24 protein-coding genes and 1 pseudogene are annotated in these 26048 nt (G+C 44.3%); 13 read left to right on the forward strand and 12 right to left on the reverse strand.

Annotated elements, in window-relative coordinates; genetic code table 11:
- Nucleotides 1-61: 61 nt before the first annotated feature.
- The 3 genes from H9J30_RS17340 to H9J30_RS17350 all read left to right on the forward strand — a co-directional run bounded on the left by H9J30_RS17340 (nt 62) and on the right by H9J30_RS17350 (nt 2474).
- Nucleotides 62-730, forward strand: coding sequence for a response regulator transcription factor (locus tag H9J30_RS17340; RefSeq protein WP_240132148.1), 669 nt, complete (start codon nt 62-64; stop codon nt 728-730).
- A complete protein-coding gene (locus tag H9J30_RS17345; protein ID WP_240132149.1) occupies nt 702-1994 on the forward strand; it encodes a sensor histidine kinase in 1293 nt (430 codons plus the stop codon). Before H9J30_RS17340 ends, H9J30_RS17345 begins: the two co-directional genes overlap by 29 nt.
- A gap of 90 nt (nt 1995-2084) precedes the next feature.
- Nucleotides 2085-2474 carry a YgiW/YdeI family stress tolerance OB fold protein gene (locus H9J30_RS17350; protein WP_240132150.1) on the forward strand — a complete coding sequence of 130 codons (390 nt, stop codon included), beginning with the start codon at nt 2085-2087 and terminating at the stop codon, nt 2472-2474.
- A 110-nt stretch (nt 2475-2584) separates the two neighbouring features.
- On the opposite strand, the gene H9J30_RS17355 is transcribed toward H9J30_RS17350, so the two are convergent.
- The 6 genes from H9J30_RS17355 to H9J30_RS17380 all read right to left on the reverse strand — a co-directional run bounded on the left by H9J30_RS17355 (nt 2585) and on the right by H9J30_RS17380 (nt 6408).
- On the reverse strand, nt 2585-3061 hold the full coding sequence (locus H9J30_RS17355) for a peroxiredoxin (protein ID WP_037423763.1): 477 nt from the start codon (nt 3059-3061) through the stop codon (nt 2585-2587).
- A gap of 176 nt (nt 3062-3237) precedes the next feature.
- Nucleotides 3238-3540: a type II toxin-antitoxin system RelE/ParE family toxin gene (locus H9J30_RS17360; RefSeq protein ID WP_188870826.1), complete on the reverse strand. Its 303-nt coding sequence runs from the start codon at nt 3538-3540 to the stop codon at nt 3238-3240.
- On the reverse strand, nt 3528-3785 hold the full coding sequence (locus tag H9J30_RS17365; RefSeq protein ID WP_240132151.1) for a type II toxin-antitoxin system Phd/YefM family antitoxin: 258 nt from the start codon (nt 3783-3785) through the stop codon (nt 3528-3530). Before H9J30_RS17365 ends, H9J30_RS17360 begins: the two co-directional genes overlap by 13 nt.
- Nucleotides 3786-3926: 141 nt before the next feature.
- A complete protein-coding gene (locus H9J30_RS17370; RefSeq protein ID WP_240132152.1) occupies nt 3927-4256 on the reverse strand; it encodes a hypothetical protein in 330 nt (109 codons plus the stop codon).
- A gap of 197 nt (nt 4257-4453) precedes the next feature.
- Complete coding sequence (locus H9J30_RS17375; protein ID WP_240132153.1) at nt 4454-5161, reverse strand: hypothetical protein; 708 nt, start codon at nt 5159-5161, stop codon at nt 4454-4456.
- A gap of 329 nt (nt 5162-5490) precedes the next feature.
- A complete protein-coding gene (locus H9J30_RS17380) occupies nt 5491-6408 on the reverse strand; it encodes a choice-of-anchor H family protein (RefSeq protein ID WP_240132154.1) in 918 nt (305 codons plus the stop codon).
- A gap of 369 nt (nt 6409-6777) precedes the next feature.
- Between H9J30_RS17380 and H9J30_RS17385 the strand changes: the two genes are divergently transcribed.
- The 10 genes from H9J30_RS17385 (at nt 6778) to H9J30_RS17430 (ending at nt 16314) form a co-directional block, all read left to right on the forward strand.
- A complete protein-coding gene (locus tag H9J30_RS17385; RefSeq protein ID WP_240132155.1) occupies nt 6778-7077 on the forward strand; it encodes a PepSY domain-containing protein in 300 nt (99 codons plus the stop codon).
- A 1-nt stretch (nt 7078) separates the two neighbouring features.
- Nucleotides 7079-7774 carry a response regulator transcription factor gene (locus H9J30_RS17390; RefSeq protein WP_240132156.1) on the forward strand — a complete coding sequence of 232 codons (696 nt, stop codon included), beginning with the start codon at nt 7079-7081 and terminating at the stop codon, nt 7772-7774.
- Nucleotides 7767-9131: an ATP-binding protein gene (locus H9J30_RS17395; protein WP_240132157.1), complete on the forward strand. Its 1365-nt coding sequence runs from the start codon at nt 7767-7769 to the stop codon at nt 9129-9131. The genes H9J30_RS17390 and H9J30_RS17395 overlap by 8 nt, the downstream gene beginning before the upstream one ends.
- Before the next feature lie 149 nt (nt 9132-9280).
- On the forward strand, nt 9281-10786 hold the full coding sequence (locus H9J30_RS17400) for a DUF3300 domain-containing protein (RefSeq protein WP_240132158.1): 1506 nt from the start codon (nt 9281-9283) through the stop codon (nt 10784-10786).
- Between the two features lie 702 nt (nt 10787-11488).
- Nucleotides 11489-12121 carry an alpha/beta hydrolase gene (locus tag H9J30_RS17405; protein WP_240132159.1) on the forward strand — a complete coding sequence of 211 codons (633 nt, stop codon included), beginning with the start codon at nt 11489-11491 and terminating at the stop codon, nt 12119-12121.
- Nucleotides 12122-12204: 83 nt separating this feature from the next.
- Nucleotides 12205-12381 carry a YezD family protein gene (locus tag H9J30_RS17410; protein ID WP_011074245.1) on the forward strand — a complete coding sequence of 59 codons (177 nt, stop codon included), beginning with the start codon at nt 12205-12207 and terminating at the stop codon, nt 12379-12381.
- An 82-nt stretch (nt 12382-12463) separates the two neighbouring features.
- The gene (locus tag H9J30_RS17415; RefSeq protein WP_240132160.1) at nt 12464-13477 is read left to right on the forward strand and encodes a sulfate ABC transporter substrate-binding protein; all 1014 of its coding nucleotides are present in this window, start codon (nt 12464-12466) and stop codon (nt 13475-13477) included.
- Nucleotides 13478-13538: 61 nt separating this feature from the next.
- On the forward strand, nt 13539-14363 hold the full coding sequence (gene cysT, locus H9J30_RS17420; RefSeq protein ID WP_240132161.1) for a sulfate ABC transporter permease subunit CysT: 825 nt from the start codon (nt 13539-13541) through the stop codon (nt 14361-14363).
- A 4-nt stretch (nt 14364-14367) separates the two neighbouring features.
- Entirely contained in the window at nt 14368-15219 is an 852-nt protein-coding gene (gene cysW / locus H9J30_RS17425; RefSeq protein WP_240132162.1) for a sulfate ABC transporter permease subunit CysW, read from the forward strand.
- Nucleotides 15220-15246: 27 nt separating this feature from the next.
- A complete protein-coding gene (locus H9J30_RS17430; RefSeq protein WP_169547288.1) occupies nt 15247-16314 on the forward strand; it encodes a sulfate/molybdate ABC transporter ATP-binding protein in 1068 nt (355 codons plus the stop codon).
- 60 nt (nt 16315-16374) lie between these two features.
- Here H9J30_RS17430 and H9J30_RS17435 read toward each other — a convergent pair whose 3' ends face one another.
- The 6 genes and pseudogenes from H9J30_RS17435 to H9J30_RS17460 all read right to left on the reverse strand — a co-directional run.
- A complete protein-coding gene (locus H9J30_RS17435; protein ID WP_240132163.1) occupies nt 16375-16851 on the reverse strand; it encodes a cytoplasmic protein in 477 nt (158 codons plus the stop codon).
- A 74-nt stretch (nt 16852-16925) separates the two neighbouring features.
- Nucleotides 16926-20528 carry an EAL domain-containing protein gene (locus H9J30_RS17440; RefSeq protein ID WP_427915927.1) on the reverse strand — a complete coding sequence of 1201 codons (3603 nt, stop codon included), beginning with the start codon at nt 20526-20528 and terminating at the stop codon, nt 16926-16928.
- A gap of 337 nt (nt 20529-20865) precedes the next feature.
- Entirely contained in the window at nt 20866-21087 is a 222-nt protein-coding gene (locus H9J30_RS17445; RefSeq protein ID WP_240132165.1) for a hypothetical protein, read from the reverse strand.
- A 72-nt stretch (nt 21088-21159) separates the two neighbouring features.
- A complete protein-coding gene (locus H9J30_RS17450) occupies nt 21160-21642 on the reverse strand; it encodes a L,D-transpeptidase family protein (protein WP_240132166.1) in 483 nt (160 codons plus the stop codon).
- Between the two features lie 706 nt (nt 21643-22348).
- Nucleotides 22349-23092 carry a hypothetical protein gene (locus tag H9J30_RS17455; protein WP_240132167.1) on the reverse strand — a complete coding sequence of 248 codons (744 nt, stop codon included), beginning with the start codon at nt 23090-23092 and terminating at the stop codon, nt 22349-22351.
- Nucleotides 22998-26048 (reverse strand): annotated as a pseudogene (locus H9J30_RS17460) (hypothetical protein); the annotation flags it as partial. The pseudogene H9J30_RS17460 and the gene H9J30_RS17455, both read right to left, overlap by 95 nt.

The following is a 26048-nucleotide window of genomic DNA, read 5'->3' on the forward strand; positions in this document are numbered from 1 at the left end:
TCAACGGCTGGCATCTTAGTATGGGAAACGTCAAGCAAACGTGAAGAAATGAAGATAACGAATGAAAGTATTAATTGTTGATGACAATCATGATGTTATAGAAACAATCATGGACTATTTAACCCTCGAAGGCATTATTGCTGACTGCGCCTATCACGGTGAAAGCGCCATCAATTTAATACAGCAAAACCATTATGACGTGATCATTATGGATATTATGATGCCCAAATTAGACGGTATTCGTACGGTCAAAAAACTGCGCGAAGAGCTGTTTTGTAATACACCAATTTTGTTTTTAACCGCCAGAGATAGCCTGCAGGACAAAATTGATTCCTTTACCTCGGGCGGTGATGACTTTTTAAATAAACCCTTCGCCATGGAAGAACTGTGCCTGCGTCTACGGTCACTGCATAACCGCGGGCCGCGTTTAGATGTAGGCATATTGCGCTTTGGTGAAATCAGCTTAAATGTCGCAACCCAGCAAGTATGCCGCGCGGGTAAGGAAATCAAGCTGAGTAAAATCCAACGCACGATTTTGACGCTACTGCTCAAACGTGCCCCTGCTATTGTGAGTAAAGAACAAGTTATCGATGCAGTTTGGGGTGACGAAGCCCCCTGTAGCGACGCGCTTCGTAGCCATATTTACGGCCTGCGCAGTGCATTGGACAAAGGCTTTACAGATTCCAAACTAGAGACGATTCATGGCCAAGGTTACCGACTCATCCCCTAAGCCATTGCCGAGCTTATATAAAAAAATCCGCCTAACGTTTTTAGTGCTCACAAGCCTAATGTTCGCGATATTCTGGGGCTTGATTTATATCGCCGAAGAACAAATTGAGGTCATTAGCCTTGAACACAAACTGGCGACCGAAACCCGCGAATATCAGAAAAACTATCAACGATTTGGCGATAAAGCCCAGCTCCCCGATATCCACGAACTCACCACCTATTGGAGCAAAGAGTTTGTGCCGCAATGGCTGCAAGCTTATCAACAAACGGGTTTTTATGAGCACCAATTGGGCGCCGAAGATAAGCACTTTTTAATTTCGCCGCACCCATCAGGGCAAGGTTTATTGTATGTGGTGTATAAGGATGATGCGGATGACTTTCTCGATGGGTATGAGGACAGACTGCATTTTTTGATATCCCTCTTCGGGGTAGGTTTACTGCTGTTCATCATGGCCTATGGCTTGTATTTTGTGCGGCTACTATCGGCACCATTTTTTGAAATTGAACGAAAAATCAATGCGCTGACGCCAGAGGAGCCGAGCTTTATCCCTAGCACACCTTACCGTGAAACCCGCCATATCGAACAAACGCTACTGGAAAATAAAGCCAAAATTGCCGCCTATTTTACTCGGGAGCAGGAGTTTAGCCGCTTTGCCTCCCATGAACTGCGCACGCCCATTATGGTGATCCAAGGCTCGACAGAATTGCTAAAAAAACTGCCAAACAGCCCGAACGAAGCCCAGCAGCGGATCGCTAACAAAGCCATTGCCCGCATTGATTACGCAGGCCAACAGATGAAAACCCTCACCGAAACCTTTTTGTTATTAGGCAAGGAACAGATTGAATCGCAACACTACGATCAAGTTGATTTAGCCGCACGGCTTACGCAGCTATTAAGTGAAATGGCGCAGCATTTTGCTAAACACGAAATCCGCCATCAGCTCAGCGTTAACCAAAATACCGCCATTTGCGCACCGGTGAGTTTTGTGGACATAGTGATAGGCAACTTAATTAAAAATGCCTTTAACTACAGCAGTGGCGATATTGAAATCACGCTGAATAACAATCAACTAACCATAAAAAATCCGCTTAGCCACCACAACGCCGAGCCCACGGGCTATGGCTGTGGTTTGATCATTATTGAACGGATAAGCGAGCGCATGGGGTGGCACTTTTCGGCCCAAAGCCTAGGGAATGACTATCTGGCAACAATCCAATTTATGGATAACGGCGAGCAAAAACAGCATCTAAATGAATCCGCTTAAATTCTTCACAACTGCTTCACGCTCGTCTTGGCATGATACTCGCCGCAGATGAGTCGCCCAGCGGCGTAAGATTAGAAAGAGGACATTTAGATGAATAAAATCACCTTAAGCATGTTAGCAATCACATTGTCATTGAGTGCCTTGTGCAGCCAAGCTGGATTTCAACCAACAACGGGCGAACCCCAATTACGTGGCGGCTTTCAAGGCCCCAGCGCACGGCAAATTATTCATGATGTCGTCAGTGCGCTCAATGCCAGCGATGACACTCAAGTGGAGTTAACCGGCCATATCATGTCGTCAATTGGCCACGATGATTATATTTTCCGTGACAGCACGGGCGAGATTAAAATCGAAATTGACGATGATCTGTGGCTCGGACATACCGTCACGCCAGAAACCCAAGTGATTATTCGCGGTGAAGTGGATAAGGACTGGTCAGAAGTCACTATCGATGCCGACAGCATTCAACTCACTCAATAACCGTATAAAAAGCCCGAATAAAAAAGCCAGCCTCACCTAGGCTGGCTATTGTTTTCGCTCAAGCAAGCGGCACATCAGCCCCATAAGTTCAGAGGCATCCGCTTAACATCTTAACTTAAAGCCGCCAACACCACTTCGGCTTTACTCACTTCAAATGACTTAGGTGCTTCAACATTCAGTAACGTTACCACGCCATCATCGATAATCATCGCATAACGTTGTGAACGCACGCCGCCAAAGCCTGCGGTATCCATCTCTAATCCGAGCGCCTTAGTAAAGCTGGCATCGCCATCGGCTAGCATCAGTAGCTCAGACGCATTTTGCGCCTCGCCCCAGGCTTTCATCACAAAGGCATCGTTTACCGATACACAGGCAATTAAATCAACGCCTTTGGCTTTAAACTGATCGGCCAGCACCACATAACCTGGCAAATGCGCTTCAGAACAGGTTGGTGTGAAAGCACCAGGCACTGCAAATAACACCACTTTTTTACCCGCAAACAGTTCGGTAACTTGATGATTTACCATGCCATCTTTTGTTAATTGGCTTAACGTCGCCGCTGGTAATTTTTGACCTTGAGCAATCATGTCTCTCTTCCTTTAGTTAACGTAACTCGCCCATACTAGCCCGAATCCGACAGGATAAACACCGAGAGAAAAAGGGGGATTTGTAGCAGTGGAAGCAAATTGCTATGCGGGAATGCCCCAAGCGAATCGCAAAGTATGCACGTTAGAATGAGTCGAGGTTTCAGTGCTTAGCCTGCTTACTGTTTCGTCAGCATAAAACGACGCAAATCTCTTTCCGCACGCATCACAAAAAGAATTCGAACCTTTTCATCATCATACTTGTAAAAAACACGACATGGATTTACTACTACTTCACGATAATTGAGCCGCTCTAGTTCTGGTGGAATACGCCCAGAATCGGGAAAATCGACTAAACGCTCAACCTTTGCAAAAACCATTTGAACCAGTTGCTTGGCAGCAACGATATTTTCAAGCGCGATATATTCGGCAATATCATTCAGATCAGCTAAAGCAGGTTCCGTCCAAATTATTTCAGCCATTTTGACATTCTGTCCTTAGCATCTTGATGGTTGACGACTTTTCCATCCGCTAAAGCTCGCTCACCACGTGCAATACCTTCAAGGATCGCCAAACGATTTTGCATAAACTCATAATCTTCTACATCAATAAGATAAGCTGACGGTTTACCATGCTCAGTGATCAATACAGGTTCTTTCGTCTCATGCAGATCGGCAAGGATCTTAGTTGCTTGACGTTTTAGTGACGTCACGAGTTCCACTTTCATTTGAACATCTCCCGAAAAACACTAAAGTGATACTATTCTATCACTATTAAGCATAACAAGCTTTGAAACGGCTAACGGCAAATGCAGCGCGCAGCGGATTGATTTCGTAGTCAGTGTTTTGCTGGCAATAAAATGCGTCTGTTAGCGTCTGTAACTGCAAAGATGGGCAACCTCATCCTGTGTTTCTTGCGAAAACAGCGCCAATTGCTCATCAGTCAATACACCATGATGCTTCAAGGCTGCTATTTTAACGACCGCATTACTACGTTTAAGATCATCAAACATCTCAGCGATGGCATTATCTTCTTTGTTTATCACTGTCCAAAGAGCTAAGTAAGCCTCATGCTCCCTACCTTTACGGGTAGATGATATCTGCTCTATACGCTCAAAAATTGTCTCGCATGCCGAATTGAGCAAACTCTGTTTGAGGCTGCTAAGCCTCTTCCAATCTTTTTCAGGTACAGATGACATCTGACAGTTCTCCTAATACATGAGGCTAATAAATAAGGCCACCCCAAATAAAACAAGCACATAATGCACTTTAGGTTTGCCCACAACTTACTCAGGCCAAAGTGGCCTGAATAGGGTCATTAAAAATACTTAGGCAGCATCATCGAAAAGAATCGACGTTTTAAGATGGGTGTCCACTTTCTTGCAAAATCAACATTTTAGGATGAGTGTCCATTTCCTTCTTCATTTCCTTCTGATTTGAAAAGCATCGTATCTAAAAAAGAATTAACTTTCGATCGTATTAGCTTTATGTCGTTAAAGTTTTTATTTGAGTCAACTTCACTTTCTCTTGATATGAAACTTAAATACATAATCAACTCCATATGTAACTCATGAATAAGTTTTAACTCATCTTTATTAAGTGAATGCTCATACTTACGAATATCAGTAACGATAGCATTAATTGCATCAAGTGAATGAATAACACCAGAAGATGGCACTTTATTGAAAGTCACACCAATATTAGGAGACTCATGAATGCCTGAAGTATCTCCTAAAGTGACTCGACCTTCTCCCTCACCCATTGCTTTTAAAATTTCGTCTAATTTCTGACTATATTGAGTGAGATAGTTTTTCCATTGTGGTAAGTACTTTCTAGAAATACTGATCCCTTGATGGCGAGGAATAAATATATCAAAAAGCCAAAAAATAAAAGTTGCTATAGCGCCGCAAGATACATTAAACAACAGACCGGAATAATCCCATGGAGTGAGCCAATTTTTGATACAATCTGAATTAAGTAAGATAACTGGCAAAGGAATTTTAGACTCTTTGATTGCCAAGAATATAAAGCAAAACGCAATAAAAAAGATAAAACGCTCTGAAATACTGGTCTGTTTAAAAAGTTTTTTAATTTTAAAAATCAAAGGTTCCTCCCATTTTTTATCTGATATTTAGCCAGAATATTAATATCAAAATCATGTTTATACGCCTAATCTCACCTCTGAACACTTGGTAAAATCACTCACAACTCACTGATTTAAAATTTGATTTCCACAATAGCAAAAATTGTTCTGGGTAGAAAGTGCGCAAATGCATGATTTCTGTTTGTTTTGCGGTGTGCATTTTGAAATAAAAAAAGCAGCGTATCGATGGATACGCTGCCTTGTTAGGGGGAGACCGACTTCTTACTCTGCGTGTATTAGTCGGTATGGTCTTTGATAAACTCAGTCACATTGCATATCAGAATCAAATCTTAAATAAACTCTTCACGTTTACGCAGTACCGCCAACAGTCCTAGACCAAGCAGAGCGAAGAAAGAAACTGCGCCGCCTTCATCTACAATGATCACCTCGCTTGAGCTATCGCGGTCACGACTTTCTAGCGGCAATGCGTACAAACCATCGGTATTATCGGCGCTAATGCTTGCCACGATACCGCTGTAACCGACCTCATAGACATCGATTAACACATCGTAGTGATCCGTTTGATAGCCAGTGTAGAGGGTAGTCAGCACTTGGTAATCATCCTGAGTCGAGTCACCGTAGATGGTAAACACGTCCGTGGTGTAATAATGCACCCAAGGGCCACCGTTACGGCTGAGGTATAACTCGGCAAACAGGTCAGCGCGCTCATTAAGATATGCGCCAAACACATCCACATCAAAGGTCACGCTAAAGGTTCGATAAAACCCATCGTAATCAAAGTCTTCAAATAAGCGGCTGCTGGCATCATAAATCGCAAAGCTGTGATAAATCGGGGCGCGATAGGGATCTTCCGTGGCCGCACTTGAACTAGGGATCGGCTGACTCGTATGTTTGGCGATCACTTGTTCGCGGATCATGGGGGTCGCACCCATCAATTGCACGCGATGGGTACTTGGGCTTTTTGCCGACATCGACGGCGCTAAAGATTTCACCGCGGCCGCGGCGGCTTGCTCCACATTTTGAGCAGGGGCCGACTGTTGCAGCAGGCTTAGTGCTTGCTGCTCTTGCTCTGCGGCCTGCTCGGCATCAGCTTTTTTCGCCATCCCGATACTGGCTGCACTAAAGGGCGCCAAGTTTGACTCGTCGCTCGGCTGCGCGCTCACCATTGTTGATGCGAGCAATGCCCCAGCTAATGCCATAGCCTTCACATAAGCCGTGGTGGCGATAGTTTGTTTCAGTGTGTTCATCTTGAATACCCCATTGGATAATCCGTTCAAATTGGTGACATTAAAGGGCACTCAAGGTGAACATAAGCTGAACATTAAAATCTGCCATTTTTGCGAGCAAAAATATCGTTCAGCCCTAATTCATCTGGGCTGATTAACACTACTCATATGTCAGATGAACACTGGATATGACTTGTGTGCGCGGCATTGGTTCTGGCGCTAGTTTGTAAATAGCGCTTGCCTGAATCACTGTGAATTTCAAAGGAATTGTGTTTACCAATTGGCTGATCTCTATGTGTTTGTTATGTTGATGAGGTATTCTTAGTCGACTCGATAAACTATCCACCCCGCAACTTACTTAAGATCGCCGAACCTGTACGGGTAACAGATATGAAACTTGGTTTGACACTGATCCTCATCACCTGCTTATGCGCCTCCTTTGGCAGCATGGCGGGCAATGATAAACACGATGATCGCAATCAATCGCGCGGCCAAGGCGTGAACAATGAGCGACGCCTTGTGGTGAATAGTCCAGATCAAGCCGTGGCTATGGCGCAGCGTCAATATCGAGGCAAAGTGCTCAGCGTGCAGTCGAACGGCTCGGGCTATCGCGTCAAAATCCTCAATAATGATGGCCAAGTTTTTTCAGTTTCGGTGGATGCCGCCACAGGACGCGTGTCGAGGAATTAATATGCGACTCTTACTCGTTGAAGACGACGTAGCACTGCAAACCAACTTAAAGCAGCACTTGCTGGATGCCCATTACAGCATTGATGTCGCCAGCGACGGTGAAGAAGGCTTGTTTCAAGCCGTTGAATATAACTATGACGCCGCCATTATCGATGTCGGTTTACCTAAACTCGACGGTATTAGCCTTATCCGCCGCATTCGCCAAAAACAACGCGCTTTTCCGATCCTAATCTTAACCGCGCGCGACAGCTGGCAAGATAAAGTCGAAGGCCTCGATGCCGGTGCCGATGATTATCTCACTAAACCGTTTCATCCCGAGGAATTGGTTGCTCGCCTTAAAGCCCTTATTCGCCGCTCGGCGGGTAAGGCAAGCCCAATTATCACAAACGGACCATTTAGCTTAAATACCAGTAGCTTAGAAGTACGCAAAGAGGGCGAACTCGTTACCCTCAGCGGCTCAGAGTACAAGCTGTTTGAAATTTTTATGCTGCATCAGGGCGAAGTGAAATCCAAAACCGCGCTCACCGAACATATTTATGATCAGGATTTTGATCTCGACTCTAACGTTATCGAAGTCTTTATCCGCCGTTTACGCAAAAAGCTCGACCCCGATAACCAATACAATCTAATCGAAACCCTGCGCGGCCAAGGCTATCGTTTACGAGTCATAGCTCCTGAGCAAGGTACTGATGAGTAAACGCGCGCTTGTCTGGCAGTTGCTCAACTCCTTAAAGACTCGGCTCGTCCTCAGCGCGCTGCTGTTTATCTTAGTGCTATTGCCGCTGATTGGCGTCGCCCTCAATGACGCCTTTGCCGAGCAGGTAAAAAGTGCCGCTAAAAATGAGCTGAGTGCCTATGTGTATTCGATATTAGCGGTCACAGAGGTCGAAAATAAACGGATTTTTATCCCTGAATTAGTGCTCGAGAACCGCTTTAACCTTATTCAATCAGGGCTTTATGCCATCGCGACCACAGAGAATGCCGAGCATAAACAAAGTATCGTCTGGCATTCGCAATCCTTTATGGGTATCACGCCACCAGCACAGTTCACCATTCCTCCAACCGGCAAAAGTGCCTTTGAGCAAATCGACCTCGCGGGCGCGCCACACCTTATCTACAGCTTTAGCGTGAGCTTTGCCAGCCTGAATGAAAATGTGCCGGTGACTATCCATATCATTAAGGATGAACAGGAGTTTCAGCAGCAGATAGCCCAATTTAATCAACAACTTTGGACTTGGTTGCTGATATTAATTCTCGTGATGCTGGTGTTTCAGTTGAGTTGGTTGATTTGGACCATTAGGCCGCTGGCACGCTTTACCCAAGAGCTGCACGATGTGGAACAAGGTAAATCAACCCAACTGAGCAGCCAGTACCCCAGCGAGTTACAGGCGGTTGCGCGGCAATTGAATATCCTACTCAATACCGAGCAAACCCAGCGTAAGCGCTATCGCAATGCCCTTGCGGATTTAGCCCATAGCCTAAAAACGCCACTAGCGGTGATTAAAAGTCAGGTGGATTTAAGTGAAGCCTCGAGTGAGCAAGTGTCGAACATCAGCCGCATTATCAGCCACCAGCTCAAACGCGCCCAAACCGCTGCGGCCGCCTCCTGGCATTTAGGGATTAAGGTGGATGAGGTCGCCAATAAACTGCTACGCACCTTAGCCAAGATCTATCGAGAGCCGCCGATTAACCTCAGTGGCGAACTCGCTGAACAAGCGGTTTTTAAAGGTGATGAAGCTGACCTCACTGAGATTTTAGGTAACTTGCTCGACAATGCCTGCAAAGCCGCCAAATCAACGGTCAAATTAACCGTCACTGGCGATGCCTATCAATTGCAACTTTGTATTGAGGACGATGGTCCAGGGATTAGCGATGCCTTGCAAACGCAAATCTTTGAGCGCGGGATCCGCGCCGACTCTTATCACCAAGGTAACGGCATAGGCCTCGCGATTGTCCGCGATTTAGTGGATAGCTATAACGGCCGAATTTCCGTATCACGTTCAGAAACCTTAGGTGGCGCCAAATTTACCGTTAGTTTTATCCATTCAGTTTAATCTTTTACTTTCAATGCCATATATCGTTTTATTGGTAAGAAAATAAATCTACAACACGCTTTTGCCGCACAATATACTTTCAGCTTATGTTCATATTCACGCGCCTATGATGCCAATAACATCCGCAAATAGGATTATTGGAGCAAACCATGAACAGATTACATCGATGGAACTGGTTAGTGTTATCGGCGGCATTAGTTGCCCTGCCTTTTACCGCACCAACGCACGCCACAGGCGTATCCGTCAGCCAAGGTTCAAGTGCTTCACCGAGCCAAGCCGAACTCGAACAGATGCTTGCGCCCATTGCTCTCTATCCCGATAGTTTATTGAGCCATATTTTGATCGCCTCAACCTACCCCCTCGAAGTGGTACAAGCACAGCGTTGGCTAGAGGTTCATCCTAAGTTATCAGTCGACCAAGTGATGTCGCGTACCGAAGATAAGGGCTGGGACCCCAGTGTTAAGGCACTGATGGCTTTCCCCAATGTATTGCAAAAAATGAGTGAAGATTTGGAGTGGACCCAACGGCTTGGCGAAGCCTTTTTGGCCGATGAAGCCCAAGTGATGGACGGCATTCAATCGCTCAGACAACAAGCGGACAAAGCCAACAGCTTGGCCAATATGGACAATATGGCAATTACCCGTGCCAACAATCAGATCATCATCGAGCCAGTACGCCGCGAAGTGGTATATGTGCCCTATTATGATCCCCGCGTGGTTTACGGCACTTGGCGCTGGGGCGTGGCCTATCCGCCCGTTTATTGGCAGTTTGGTGGCTATGTAGGCAACCCTTATCGCCCAAGTCACAGTTACTTTTATTGGTCTCCCGGGATCCACATTTCCTTTAACTACTTCTTTAGCTCGTTCCATTGGCATCGCCATAAAGTGGTGGTGATAGATCACCATCACTCCCACCATTATCGTCCACGGGAAAGGTACTCGGTAAGCCATGGTGCTCAACCTTGGAAACATAAACCCGAACACAGGCGTGGCGTGGTTTACCATAATCCGGTGGTAAAGGAGCGCTACTACGGTGACAGCAAGTTCCGTGGCCGTGACTCCCACTCCACAGGCAGTGGTCAGCACTTTACCAGCCAGTACTCGAAATCGCGTGAACATCAAGATACGCGTGATAACCGCGACAACGAGGGTTATAACAAGCGCCATGATAAGGACAGAGGCAATAACCTAAGTCGCGATAATCACTACAGCCGCGAGCGTACGCCCAGCTTCCAAAGCACTCAGGCCGAGTTAAAAGAGCGCCGCGTGGCACCGACAAACGCTGCGCAAGCGAGTAAGGAAGGTTACAAAAGAGAGCGTAACGACAATGCTCGTCAGGATAATCAGGTAAGGCAAATGCAGGCCAAAGCATCGCGAGAACAAACTAGGGACTACTCAACAAGGCAGTATCAGACTCGAGATCAGCAGCCGCGCAGCTTTGAGACCCGAGCTCAGCCACCGCGACACGAAACGCGCCCCGAGGTAAGACGCCCCGAACTGCAACGTATCGAGCAGCCCCGTCAAGCACAGCCAAGACAACGAGAAGAGACTAGAGTAAGACAAAGCGAGCCACGCCAACATATGCAGGCCGCACGCAGCGTGGAGCGTAATCAAGGCCGCTCGACTCAGAGCCAAGAACGTCGCCACCGGGAATAATTAACTTCAACTCAGGTTAAGTAATGGATAAATGCCATCAATACAGCAAAAAACTCAAGTAATGTCCCCTCAAACTTGCGCGTTGTACCAATGATAGGGCGAATTGATGCGTTAATAGCGAGTTTATTACAAGTCAATTCAACACTGTGAGCGGTGCAACGATCTGTTTGATATGCATTTATCATCCAAAGTTAAGGTTATACCAATCACATTAAATATCTAATCAGTTCAGAGCCTCACAGGCATTTCAATCCAAGGCGCATTGACGCAGAAATGGTCATTCCCTTTTAAGTCAATGCAACACCGGAGTGGGATGCCTGTGTGGCTCCCAAAGGGCGGGTTTCAACGCGCTTTATACTGCGTTTAAGGCTTTTGACAGAGCACCACTATGCCTTCAAGCCTTCGCCTAGTCTAAAGCGCGTTCAATTCCCGCTGAATGAACAGATATTTAATACGATTGGTAATAATTAAGCACGGCTTCCCGTTTAGCCCCACAAACAACTACCTTCTGGACATATTGTTGCGCTGGTGAGGACCAACCATCTTTCGATTAAGATCCTAAACTCATCTCATATTCCCAAATAAACTAAATCAACAGATTTTAATAACCAAAATTAGTTATATAGTCATAGAGAAGCCTAAAATGTGGCTTTATCGTTTTATGAGTTGAGGTTGTATCGACACACACTCGGAGGAAACAATATGACTACGTTATTAATAGTGCCAGGATTTGGTGGCAGCGGCCCCTTACATTGGCAAAGTTGGATTGCTCAAAAGTACACATCATCTTTATGGGTCAATGACTTACCCTTACTAGAACCGAAAATCCATATTTGGGCCGATGCAATATCCCGTGCAATGGATAACATCGAGGGGAAAATCCTCATTTTAGCCCACAGTTTTGGCTGCTTAGCCTCAAGCCTAGCAATTGCTCGTCATCCACAACGAGTCGTCGCGGCGATTTTAGTTGCACCAGCATCACCAGAACGCTTTTCAGAAAATGGCCATATTCTGCCCAAACACGATGACACGCCGACGATCCGGAATTTATTACCGAAACAAACACTTGGAATCAGTGGTCTAGTGATTGCTAGTGAAAATGATCCTTGGATGCCTTTCAATCAAGCAGCTTCATTGGCCAAATCCTTTGGTTTACCCACCATTAATCTGGGCTTAAGTGGCCATATCAATGTGGATTCAGGGCATGGGCAATGGCCACTGATTGATGTTCTGGTAGGTAATTTTTTGTTTCAAAATGAAAATATTCCACCAATACCATCCACAAAAACGGCTCAAGACAAAACCACGCCCCACTTATTTCCAAATGGAATATAAAATCGCAAAATATACCTTTTTAGTTATCATCGTTACCCTATAATCAGCATTATGGTGTCAAAAACCACCAAATGAGGACATCTATGGCAACCAAAGAAGAGTTAGAACAAACCTTAGTTCCAACACTGCTCAGTAACCTTGAAAAATTACTCGGTCGTATTGAGTTTGGAACGGTGGAATTAACCTTTCACCATGGAAAATTAGTCCAACTAGAAAAGAAAGAAAAATTTCGATTAGACCAATTATCTCAATCGAAGTAGCTGTAAAAAAGGTAATTAGTAACAACCCCACATCGCTGACCGGTCCACCGGAAGCCTTATTTAACATTATGAGGATTTCGGTATGAGTATTTTATCTCGGTTACAACAAGCAACACTTGCCCTAACATTCACCTCAGTTAGCTTTATTGCGCTTGCTGAAAATACTTTGTTGAATGTTTCCTATGATCCTACCCGAGAATTTTATCGGGAATATAACCAACTTTTTAGTCAATATTGGCAAAAACAAGGCCATGAAGCTCCTACCGTCCGTCAATCCCACGGTGGTTCAGGCTCGCAAGCTCGCTCAGTTATCGATGGCTTAGAAGCGGACGTTGTCACACTGGCATTGGCCTATGACGTTGATGCATTGAGACAAAAAGCAGATTTAATTCCTGAAAATTGGCAAAGCCGACTCCCTCATAATAGCTCTCCTTACACTTCAACTATTGTGTTGCTAGTACGTAAAGGAAATCCCAAGAATATCCATGATTGGAATGATTTAGCCCGCAAAGGTGTAGAGGTTATTACCCCGAATCCTAAAACATCAGGCGGGGCACGTTGGAACTACCTCGCCGCTTGGGGGTATGCACTGAAGCAATACGGCTCTGAAGAAAAAGCCTTAGAGTTTGTCACGCAGATTTATAAAAACGTACCAGTACTCGACTCAGGCGCCCGCGGTGCAACCAATACTTTTGTACAGCGACAAATTGGTGATGTTTTTATCGCTTGGGAAAACGAAGCATTTCTTGCTGTCGAACAATTAGGTAAAGGAGAGTTCGAGATTATTGTCCCGAGTGTCAGTATTCTTGCTGAGCCGCCAGTCGCTATTGTCGATAAAAATGTTGATCGCAAAGGAACTCGCAAACTGGCAGAAGCCTATTTGGCTCAGCTTTATTCTGATGAAGCACAACATCTTGCTGTAAAACACTTTTATCGCCCAGCTAATCCAACCATTTCTAATCAATATAAGGATAAGTTTCCCCAATTAACCTTATTTACTATTGATGACGTCTTCGGTGGTTGGAACAAGGCACAACAAACTCACTTCAATGATGGTGGTTATTTCGACGCCATTCTAAGCAAAATCAGTAAATAAACTTAGTGCGGTTTCCCCTACAAGAAGCCGCTTATCTATTTGATTCACCATGGAATAATATATGGGTAAGGCAGTTATGAAATCGGTTTTGCCAGGTTTTGGTATTACCTTGGGCTTCTCAGTTTTATATTTAAGCCTCCTTTTTCTACTCCCTGTGGCTGGATTGTTCCTGTTTACGCTGCAAATGAGTTGGGCTGATTTTTGGGTCGCAATAAGTCATCCTCAGGTTGTAGCCTCTTACAAGTTGTCATTTGCGGCGTCTTTTATTGGCGCCACGATAAACGCTGTCTTTGGTACGTTAGTCGCTTGGGTGCTTGTACGCTATCAGTTTTTAGGCAAGAAAGTCGTTGATGCTTTGGTGGATCTCCCGTTTGCATTACCCACTGCAGTGGCTGGTATTGCATTGGTTACGCTCTATTCAACCACGGGTTGGGTCGGCCAATATCTATATTTATGGGGAATTAAAGTTGCCTACAGTGAGATCGGCGTTGTTATTGCGTTAACTTACATAGGCTTGCCCTTTGTAGTTCGCACCGTTCAACCCGTTTTAGCCGACTTTTCTAAGGAATTAGAAGAAGCCTCAGCCTCCCTTGGTGCGAGTCGATTCACGACGATAAGACGAGTCATTTTACCTGCAGTATTGCCTGCATTATTGACGGGTTACGCCTTAGCGTTTGCCAAAGCCGTGGGTGAATATGGTTCTGTCATTTTTATCTCTGGCAATTTGCCCTATCGCACCGAAATTACTCCGCTACTGATCGTCTCCAAAGCTGAGCAATATGATTATAACGGTGCCGCCGCCATCGGCGTAGTTATGCTCGCAGCCGCATTCATCTTATTGTTAATCATTAATAGCCTACAGTGGTGGGCGAGTAAAAGAGGCTAACTAAATGAACACGTTATCTCCCACAACCGACCACGCCATCACAGAAGCACCTTGGATAAAGTGGAGTTTGATTGGCCTTGCGTTAAGTTTTCTCGCGTTATTTTTAGTTCTACCTTTAGCAGTCGTACTCTACGGTGCTTTCGAGGCTGGTATTAATGTTTGGTGGCAAGCAATCACAGATCCTGACGCGCTTGCGGCCATTCGCTTAACGTTACTGGTATTAATTATTGTTGTACCAACCAATGCCATTTTCGGCGTAGCAATCGCTTGGGCCATTGCTAAATTTGAGTTTAGGGGAAAAACCTTACTAATCTCGATTATTGATATGCCCTTTGCCATCTCACCTGTCGTCGTGGGATTGATTTTCGTGATCCTCTTCGGTGCCCAAGGATGGTTTGGACCTTGGCTCGCTGCCCATGATTTAAAGGTCATATTTGCCGTCCCAGGAATCATCATTGTCATTATGTTTGGCACTTTACCCTTCGTGGCGCGCGAATTGATCCCACTGATGCAACAACAGGGCAAAGATGAGGAAGAAGCCTCGCTGACCTTAGGCGCCAATGGCCTGAAAACCTTCTGGTACGTCACGCTACCGAATATTAAATGGGGCTTACTCTACGGCGTGATCCTCTGTAATGCCCGTGCGATGGGCGAGTTTGGTGCGGTCGCCGTAGTATCAGGTCGCATTCGCGGCGAGACCAATACGATGCCGCTTCATATAGAAGTGCTCTACAACGAATACATGTTTACAGCCGCGTTTGCAGTATCGTCACTACTCACAGGCTTAGCACTGGTGACTATCGTGCTTAAAAGCATGGTGGAGTGGAAAGATGAACGTAAACATAAAACCCACTAAGCGCACCACTTTATTGAAGAGACCACTATGAGCATACATATCCAGCAAGTTAATAAGCATTTTGGTAACTTTGTCGCGGTTGATTCTGTGAACTTAGAGATAAAAACAGGCGAATTAACAGCCCTGTTAGGTCCATCAGGCTCAGGCAAAACAACATTATTACGAATTATTGCCGGACTCGAGCAGGCCGACAGCGGAATCGTCAAATTCAACGGTGAAGACATTACCACTCAACATGTGAGTGAGCGTGGTGTCGGCTTCGTATTCCAACACTACGCCCTATTTAAACATATGACAGTGTTCGAAAATGTGGCCTATGGACTGACGGTCAGGCCAAGAAAAACACGCCCAAGCAAGGCAGAAATTGCCGAGAAGGTGCATTCATTACTCAAACTCGTCCAATTAGACTGGACCGCTGATCGCTATCCATCACAACTCTCTGGTGGGCAAAGACAGCGCATCGCCCTTGCCCGAGCATTGGCGGTAGAGCCAAAAGTCCTACTGCTTGATGAACCCTTTGGTGCTCTTGATGCAAAAGTCCGCGCTGAATTACGCCGTTGGCTCAGACGCTTACACGATGAAATTAATGTAACTACGGTATTTGTCACCCATGATCAGGAAGAAGCACTCGAGGTGGCCGATAAAATTGTAGTGATGAATAAAGGTCGTATCGAGCAGCAAGGCACACCAGAAGAAGTCTATGACACACCGAGCAATCCCTTTGTGTATGAATTTCTGGGTAACGTAAACCTATTCCATGCAAGGGTAAAACACGGCCATAGCACTATCGGCAATATTCATATTCCCTCACCAGAACATGCGGAGAGAGAAGAAGAACAACAAGGTTTAGCCTATGTACGTCCACATGAAATCGAAGTTTTAACACAACCAACTGAAAATGCTATAAAAGTTAACTTAGATCTCGTAACCATCGTCGGTCCAGTTGCGCGATTAGAAGTGTTGACCGAAATCGATGAGCAACTGATCCACGTTGAACTGTCCAAAGTGCAATTTAAACAGCTAGGGATCAGTAAAGGCGATAACGCTTGGATACAGCCACGCTATTCCAAAGTGTTTTTAGGGGAGGGCATTTAACGGTTTAAAGAGTGTCGTAAAAGAGCGCGAATCTTCGCGCTCTTGTGGATGGTGACTCCACTAAAACTTTAAGGTCAAGGACTGGCCTTCACCCATGCCTTGCCACTCGATGGTCAGCTCCATTATCTCGTTGAGAATATGTTCAAAATCAGATTCTGAAATCTCAGGCACGGCTAGCTTTCGATTGCCGCAAGCCTGCTCAAGTAAATAGATAAATCCCGCATAGCTAGGCGTGTCGGCCGACCACAACAGAGATTGCAATGCTTCAACCGTCGATTCGGTTTGCCAAATTTCCGTTTTATCGGCAACCGCTAAAGAAGCCTCGTTATGCTCAAGGGTGAAATTGATATCCGCACCGGCACGTATTTGGGAGAAAAAGGCACCTTGAATGCGCAAGCGCTTTTCTACAACGTAGTGAATCATATCGTGGGGAGCAATCCCCTGCTCGGGCATTTGCGTTTGTGTGGCACTGCCATCCATACGTACGCAACGTAATTGAGCGTAACGGGTCGAACCTTTAGTGAAGATAACTTGCATAGCGCTGTCCTTAATGTATCCATTTCCCATCACCAGACTGACTCAAGTATAGTGCTAAATGGATAAAAAACGGCCTAAAAATTGCGCTCAATAAAACGGAAACAATCCTCTGCAGTTAAGGGTTTACTGAAATAATATCCCTGCACCAGATCGCACCCCATGCTTGAGAGCAGCACCAGTTGAGCTTCGTTCTCGACCCCTTCAGCCACCACGGTTAATCCTAGTTCATGGGACATGGAAATCGTTGCTGCACTGATTGCCGCATCGTTTGGATCATTTTCAATATCCTTCACAAAGGATCGATCCAGCTTGAGCCTGTCTAAGGGCAGCAACTTCAAATACGAGAGTGACGAATAGCCTGTGCCAAAATCATCAATCGCCAATTCAATCCCCTGCTGACGGAGGTCGGCCAGCAACTTGGCATTTTGCTCTGGATACTGCATGGCGACACTTTCAGTAATCTCAAGCTCCAATGCCCCCTTACCCAGCTGATATTGGGCTAACACATTGATAATATCCGCGACTATTGTGTCTTTACGTAACTGGTGCGCCGACAAATTAACGGCCATCCGCAACGTTTTAGCGCCCTTTTTACGCCACTGCGCCAGTTGTGCGAGGGCATTTTCGAGCACCCATTGGCCAATGGGGATAATCATATCGATTTCTTCGGCGATAGGAATAAAACGATCGGGAGCGACCAGGCCTAATTCGGGATGTTGCCAGCGGATCAGCGCCTCAACCCCAACGACTTGCCCAGTGTTAATATCAATTTGAGGTTGATAGTGCAGCCTTAATTCATTACGGGTGATGGCTTGCCTGAGGCCTGTCTCTATCTGCTGGCGCTCAGTCACTAGGGTGTTCATGGCGGCGGTGAAAAACTGGTAATTATTTCTTCCTGCGGCTTTAGCACGATACATGGCCATATCGGCGTTTTTCATTAATGCCTCAACACTGTCACCATCGGCTGGGAATAGGCTGATCCCAATACTTGGCGAAGAGTGTAAGGGTTTGCTATCAATGATGTAGACTTGATTCAAACCGCTGCGCAAGGCTTCTGCGACCTTAGCAACACTGTCATGATCTGTATCAGATAACACCACCACAAATTCATCACCACCCAAGCGCGCAACAATATCATCTTGACTAATAATGGTATTTAAGCGCCGAGCCACTTCTAGTAACAACATATCACCGACATGATGACCTAAGGTGTCATTGATATTTTTAAAGTGATCCATATCGATAAACATTACTGCAATCTGCGTGTTAGTAATGAAGGCATCTTGGAATACTTGCTCTAAGCGTGACTGCAGGCTAAGCCTGTTGGGTAATAAGGTCAGTGAATCATGGTGGGCTAAAAAGTGGATGCGTTCCTCATTGATTTTTCGCTCACTGATATCAGTAAAACTACCAATATAATGGCTGATCGCCCCCGTTTCGTCGCGCACCACCGACATCATCAACCACTTAGGAAAATCATAACCCTCCTTGTGGCGATCCCACACTTCTCCTTGCCAAAAACCCGTTTGTTCTAGTGCTGCTCGCACTTGGGCATCCACGCTCTTATCAGTACGATCAGATTCAATAAAGCGACAATTTTTGCCAATTATCTCCTCCCTTGAATAGCCGGTAATTTGAGTAAAGGCGCTGTTCACATCCACAATAATGTCATTAGCATCAATAATGGTGATACCTTCACCACTTTGCTGAAATACTTGAGCCAACAGGTTTACTCGAGCAACGGTGCGTTCTTGCTCGGTAATATCTTCCACAACAAACAGGATGAGCGGCTCACCATTGGCCGCCGTCACTAAGGAACCATTTAACCTGACGGCTACCAACTGCCCATCTTTATGGCGATAGTGCTTTTGGTAGGGACCATAACGGTGTGTTTGCTTGAGACGTTCAAGCTGCTCGGCTTCGCTTGCACGGTAACGGATCGGGGTAAGATCCCAAGGTTCAAGGGCTTGTAGCTCCTCCAATGTGTAGCCAGTAATCTCGCTAAACGCTTGGTTAATTGCAACAAACTGACCATCCTCAAGGCGTTTTAACACGTGGCCTACAGGCGCCTTATCGAACAGGTTACGGTATTTTTCTTCACTCTCAACTAAGGTGGCTTGGAACGCTTGATTACGCGCAATCTCCTTCGAGAGCGCCATGGTTTTTTCGGCCACTTTATCCGCAATCCGATACCGCTCACCGGAAGAGATTAATGTCATCCCACTCACTACCGCACAGGTGATAAAGGCTAAAAGTAACAGGAGTAACGATAGACTAAAGGTTTCGCCCATCAGGGCAGCATAGGACTCGTAAATCACAATATGCCAATGACGATCAGCCAGCATTAAATGGGCTTGATAGTATTGGCCGGATTTATCGCTGTGCAACTTGCCAGAAAAACTGGGAAATTTTTTCTGACTGTTTGCGTAAAGCAAAGCCCCATCGGCACTCATATCCGTCAGCCGCCAATGCAAGCCTTTTACTTGTTCAACTTTATTGATGATGCTTTGGATGTCGATGACCGCCGAACAAAACCCTTTAACGTTACCCACACGATCGAAGGAAGGCACCAATAGTAACGTGCCTCCGGGACCATTAGGGTCCTCTGCTAACTGAATCTTGCTCGTCATCACAGGAGCAAGTGTTGCCCTCACTTTTGCAATCGCGGCAGCCCTTACTGGCTCACTGTTAAGATCCAATCCAAGTACGCTTCGGCTACTATTCAGGGGTTGCACATACTTAACGGGCACAAGCCAACCATCGGCGTTAGGTTTACCGTCTTCTACATATTTAATATTGAAAGCTCGCCCCAGCTCATCCCTAGTCGCGGACTCAAAACTATTTTTATCGCGTAGTGCAACCAACGGGGACCAAGCCCAAGCCCTAAAACCATCTAACTGCAGTTGGTTACGTATACCGAACTGAATAAACTCATGTTCAGAGACCTCTTCACTGTTATCAAATAGGCTGGCTAAAGCAACTAACTGCTGTAGATTCGTTCCCTGAAAACTTTCCACACTACTAATAATGGCGTTGGATTGAATTTGAAATTTATCCTGCAGTTGCTGCCGCTGGTTCATATCTGCGTAGTAATAAATCCCAACACAGAGTAAAAAACCAACCAACAATGGGAGCCCTGTTTGAATCCGTCTTGAGCGCCAAATCGCTCGCCTATCGAACACTAACATGGTTAACGGGATAAAAATCACTGCACCAAGAAAATCCCCCATCCACCAATTGAGCATACTGCTAACAACATCCGCACTGGTAATTGTGCCGCCCAAAACAAGGGCAACATTGCCAAACAAAGAAGCAATAAAGCAGCTAGCACTTAGACCTACCATTGATTTGATGACTGTTTCTGGTTTGTCTAAGGTCAACAGAGGATCAATATATTGAATAATGCGCGCAGAAATAATCGTTTGCAGTAACGTGCCCAAGGCGATAGTGAGAGGTAACCAACCTAAGTGCAGCTCCTGACCAATATTAATATTAGTCAGGAGCGACCCAATAAAAACACCACCCCAAGGCGCACGCCCTTTCCACAAGAGGCAAGAAGCAATTGCAACCCCAGCCGCAGGCCAAATTGCCGCAGAATATCCGGGAGGCAAGGCAATCATCAAGCCCATTTGACCTAAGATATAGTAGGCTAAGGCTATGAATAAATTGACCTGAATATAAGCAAATGCGTTTATATATAATCCCTTGTATTGATGGGGCGATAATCAGAATGAAGCCATCATGCCTTAATCTGCAAATCAATCACAAGCGTAGCAAAACTTTTAACGAGTTGAGGAACGAATACCAACTCTGATAGCCGCATTAAGGTTATTTATGGCTGCCGCTTAGATCAATTAGCGCTATTGCCCATACCAACTTCGACAGAGCGTAATGCGGTAATCATGCCTTATGGCATTTAATTGAACCGCGCCTTGGTCGGGAGTCATGATGGCTAACGCCCAAACTTAACTCAGTAAGTTGACGTCGAATCTGCATTTATTTGCTTTATTTTTCTTATGGTTGAGTTAAAACATGATGAATGATATCAGATTGAATCATGGACAGAATAGCGTTTGCATTTGATGAATTTAAGTCAAGCTCACACCAGCCATCGGTACCCATAAACTCGACTTTCTCATACTCAATTTCAACAGATTTTTCAGTTGCAACTATCCCCCCAATTAATCTGAAAATTCCGGAACAAGTGTGTATACGGCTAATTGAGAATTTCTTCATGTTTTGCCTAGTCCATAACAATTAAGCTAAGGGGTCACGAAACGCATTCCCAGTGAACGCATGGTTATGTGCTTATTGCACGATTTCAACTGGAACACCCACATCCACGGCCTGCCAAATTTCATCCATTTCTGAATTTGTCACGGCGATACAGCCATTGGTCCAATTGAAAAATTGACTAGCGAACGACAACCAACCTAAGCCATTAGGTTGACCATGAATCATGATGAGCCCACCAGGGTTAACGCCGCGTTTTTTGGCACTCTCAATATCATGTTGATTTGGATAAGATATATGGATGGCTTTATAAAACGCAGAATCCTCTTTCTTATAGTCAAGTAAATACTTCCCCTCAGGAGTTCTCTCATCCCCCTCCTGTTGTTTATGACCCTCAGGATTCGCACCAAAAACAACATGATAAGATTTGAATGGTTTGCCATCAGCGATTAGGTATAGTTTTTTCTCGCTTTTATTAACCAATACTGAATCAGCTTTCTGCGCACTAAAAACACAGCTTGAAAATAAAACCAATAATATGATTATGAAATTTTTCACGAGATAACCTTAAGCACAAAGCTTCCGCAGCAGGAAGCAGCATTATAGTGGAAAATTCGGCGGGAAAATCCTGCCACTCATTTAAAAACGAACCGAAGTCGCCTCGCAAATTTTGAGCATATAACCTTCAAGGAAATATACAGCACGCTTTTGGACAGAAGAGCGTTAAATATTGAAAGGCTAATATCACTGCTTGGTTATTAAATACAGCCCATATTTAAGGGCGATCCATGATATTTGCTCAACGACACGGTGAATAGAAACCTAGGCGTTTCTGAGCTTATGAACGAGAGCTATGGATGGCGAACTGGCCGTTAAACACGGATGTTGTTCAAGTCTATCCGTGTATGCTGGCCCGCCCGTCTGCTGTGAATGGATTCACAAATGCCGCGGTGGCATGGATGCCAAAGAGCGGCCATGGTGCGCTAATAACCATGGCTCACCGCGTAGCCTGTCTGTAGATTTAATAACCTTACTCAGCACGCTTCTGGACAAAAATGAGTTGCATGTTTTGCTAAATTAGCAAAACACGGATTAGTGGAGGTATGGTAATACCTCTTAAGGGAATTTGGGCAGCCCCAAATTACGGCAAATAGCGGCTATAAATTTCAGGCCTTACTACTTTCTAAAATCAATAATTAAAATATAGTATTGAATTCGTAGTCTATTTATACGATTGACGCAACCACTGAATACATTGATGTCACTAACGTTTAGAGACATCTTTTGCAGCGATCACTTCCAAATCATTCTTAAACTTTTCTAGAAACACATCACAAATAGCCTTTAGTGATTCAACTTTCTGTATTTTTGACTTAACTTCGGCGACCTCATTCTCTCTTAGCTTAGTTTCATCATTAACTTCACCAACAAAGCTCAGCATAATTTTAATGTCATCACCTGCGCTTTCAGGCACCTGCTGCAAAATATTTTTTGACTTCTCAGTTAGAGCAGCCTGAGCTGCTACTTCAAAGCTTTCTAAAACTAGTTCTTTAGCAGCTCTATCAACTGCTAAAGCAACTTTGACCCATTGCTTAGTTTCAGATGACTCATCATTATCGATTTCTTGCTCAAACTGAGAGAACTCATTGTAATAATGGCCACGACCTGAGCTATTTAGTCTAGAAAGCCCCCTAAAAACTGAGTCAAAGTCAGCAAAAGGCCTAATGCTTCTGGGAAGCTCGGAACGATGGTGCCAAAGCTTAAGAATTGCATCAACACAGTTTATTTCAGCAATATCTTTGTCTTTACCTATACTGTTTTCGGCCCTATGGATGTTCTCGGCAATGTAATGGACTAACCAACGAGCAGGAGTGTTACACTCAATTTCCATACCAAGCTCTACAATGATAGCTTTACCTAAGTTGATAACTTCTTGATTGGTAATCTTTGATGACTCCATCTCTTGAGAGAGTATACAAGTTGCAATTTTGTCCTGAATATTTGACATCAGATGGTAAATCCCTATCGAAAGTTGAGCTATGACGGTTAATGGACACTTCAAATATAAGTGACAAATTAGTATTAAGGCACAAGGCTTTTAGTTTATCTAAGGACATATAAACCCTATTACCTTGTCGAATCATGCCTTTATTATAGCGGTCATGAATATCAGTCCAAGTTTCAGAAAATCCGTGTATGTCTCCCTGTTTATCGGTATAGTCCCGAGTGAGAATACAATAGCTCAATTGAAGCAACTTCTCATATTCGTGTCCTATGCCCCTTATTGGAAATTGAAGCTCCCCAGCGTAAGGATCTGTTTCATCGAGGCGTTTGTATTCATCTGGTTCACAAATCCACCCTTTCATTTGAAATTCAGGGTCGTCCCATTCAAACCCATCTTCTTTATAGAGGGGAAGTTTATAATCGTGGCTGTTCGTACATGTAACTAGAGCTCTTAACAAAGAATCTGATTTGTTCGTTGACACCAATGCGCTGGAGATGCGGTAATCCTCATTGTTACCAGAACCATCGTTATCAGACCAAAAGCCCGTAACACAGATGAATGTTTTTTCACCTTTTCTCAAAAGCAACCCTTCGAAAAAGTCGCTATTGCTAACTTCCCATCTCCATGATTCTGTCGCTTTTTCTTCTAGCCAACCTCTTCTAACCAAAGGAGCCGGGTCTCGTAGGTCAGCTAATAGGTATCCGTTATCCATCGATAATAGATGTCCAGAAAGCCATTCAAGCCATCGATCATCTTCCCAATCATTCGTGCTTCTTACCACAGGTATGTTTTTAACTAACCGAGAAGCAATGGTGAATATTACGTGATACCCCAAATAAAAATCAAAGCTCTGAGTTGGAGGTATTGAGAAGTGACGTGAATGCGTTTCTTTACGCCCATAATGTCTAGGGTCGTGAATAAACCTTTCATCGATGCTAACTCCCCATTCGTTTATTACAATGCTTATTGCAGCCTGTTTCAATTCTTTAACTGAAACACTAAACACATTTGCCAATGGTTTTAACCAATATTCTTGAAAGTCCAGAAAAAAAGACAATTCTGGTAACTCCTTATCAATACGAGCAATATTGGCAGTTACAAATTGACCACGTTCGTTAGTAATGTTTTTATTGAATGGGCTCTTCCCCACTTTAACCAATTTGTCTATTTCATCAGAAGTATAAATATCATGCTGCTCTTGTAATAGCTTAAGGGCAACACTAGATGAAAAGTACTCTAATAGAGTGTGATCTGCACCTTGAGCTTGATCCATAAAGAAGGAACTATGCTTTAACAGAGGTAATGAGTTCGATTGTGCGCCTCTAAAAATTGCAATTAAAAAATATAATTTGGCGTGAATATTATAAAATGGGAATTTTACTGAACCAAAGGCACCAATGTCATTTCGTGGAAAAAGAGTAATCAATGAATCAATGACATCATTGCAGTTAAGTTCTACAAGACGATATATGATATGAACCGCTTCCCAACGGATTTTGGATGTGGGATTAGCAAGGGCTGACCAAATAAAAGATGCATATGCTTCTGAAATATCTTTAGACGGAGCTAGCCAACTTTCCCAATTACCATCAGCATCATCTTCATCGACGTGAAGCTCAACTCTTTCAAGAGCATAACCCAGAGCTTCTTTTGCTTCCGTGGGGGTAAGTTGTTGCGATAAAACTGTAATCACAGAGAAAATAAATTCAGCATCATCAAAGTCGCTTTTACCTTCTAGCGCTTTTATTACACCTTTGCTTCTTAGTTTTGAAAAATCTGTATCTAGTTTAAATTGTGAAGTCGAGTGCTCTGGCCACCATGGGTTTGAGACGGTACTAACATTTTGTTGCACATATAAGTCAAAAACCTGTATCCACAATTCCTTTAGACCTTCTCGCTCAAACCATTCTTTGGGAGTATTTTCTAAAACTCTTAGTAATTCGTATCGAGAAGTAAAACTACAGCTTAGAATAGCACGCATAAAATCTACGGCAGACAAAACTGGAACCTTTGCGTACAACTGCTCCCAAAAGTTATCTTTGTAGGTTTTATTTTCAATGGCTTTGAAATTAGCCAATGAAGCTTCGATGTTTTTCGATGTGGTAAAGTTGTTAGCAAGAAAGACTGAATCCCAATTCACGGATGTGTCGATGTCACTAGAATCAAAAGAATTTTTCTCAGTTTTTATTACTTTTTCTTGCTTACTAAGTTGTATGACTGCGTCATTAAGCGCCATAGAGCTTAGATTAAACTTAGCTCCCTCTTCTTTAATGAGGAGTAGTGCTGATTCCGGTAGTCCTTTTATCAGAGCTTGTCGAGCCGCATCTTCAAATATGACCTTGCGTGTATCTGCATTTCCAGCCTTTTCGATGCATTGGCATAAAAATTCCACATAGCCTGAATTCTCTATCAACCCTTGAGCAGACCATGCTTCTTCTGCAGATAATGTCCCATTGGAAATTGATTGTCCTATAACGGTATCTTCTACAGGTCCCCAATATGTTACTTCTCGGTCTAGCCATCGTGCCATAACGGCGAAAGCCGAAGGTGCATTCATGTTATGAATTGCTTTGAATGTCCTCTCAATTGGAAAGTGATCAGACATGTATTCGTAAATAACTTCTGAACTTCTTGAAAACCTGTAAGTTAATTCATGGGAGCAACTTTCCTCAGCGCTTTTTTCTGCCAGAGACAAAATAGAGAAATGTCGATACAAAGCCTCATTACCAAACTTTGATACTGCCTCAATAGCTTGATTGAAATACTTAGCTGCTCCGAAAGGTGATAAGGGAGATATCGCAGTTGCAGCATCAATGTATGAGTTTGATGTGCTTTCAGGGCCTTCTTTCTTGTGTGCTGAAATGGTATTTTGTAGTGAACTCTCGTACAGTTCTGTAAGGTAGTAAAGATTTTCGACACGACAAGTGTAATATAAACCATTCAGCAAGCAACTATATGA

It is taken from the genome of Shewanella cutis (assembly GCF_022410515.1).
In the GTDB taxonomy this organism is placed as follows: domain Bacteria; phylum Pseudomonadota; class Gammaproteobacteria; order Enterobacterales; family Shewanellaceae; genus Shewanella; species Shewanella cutis.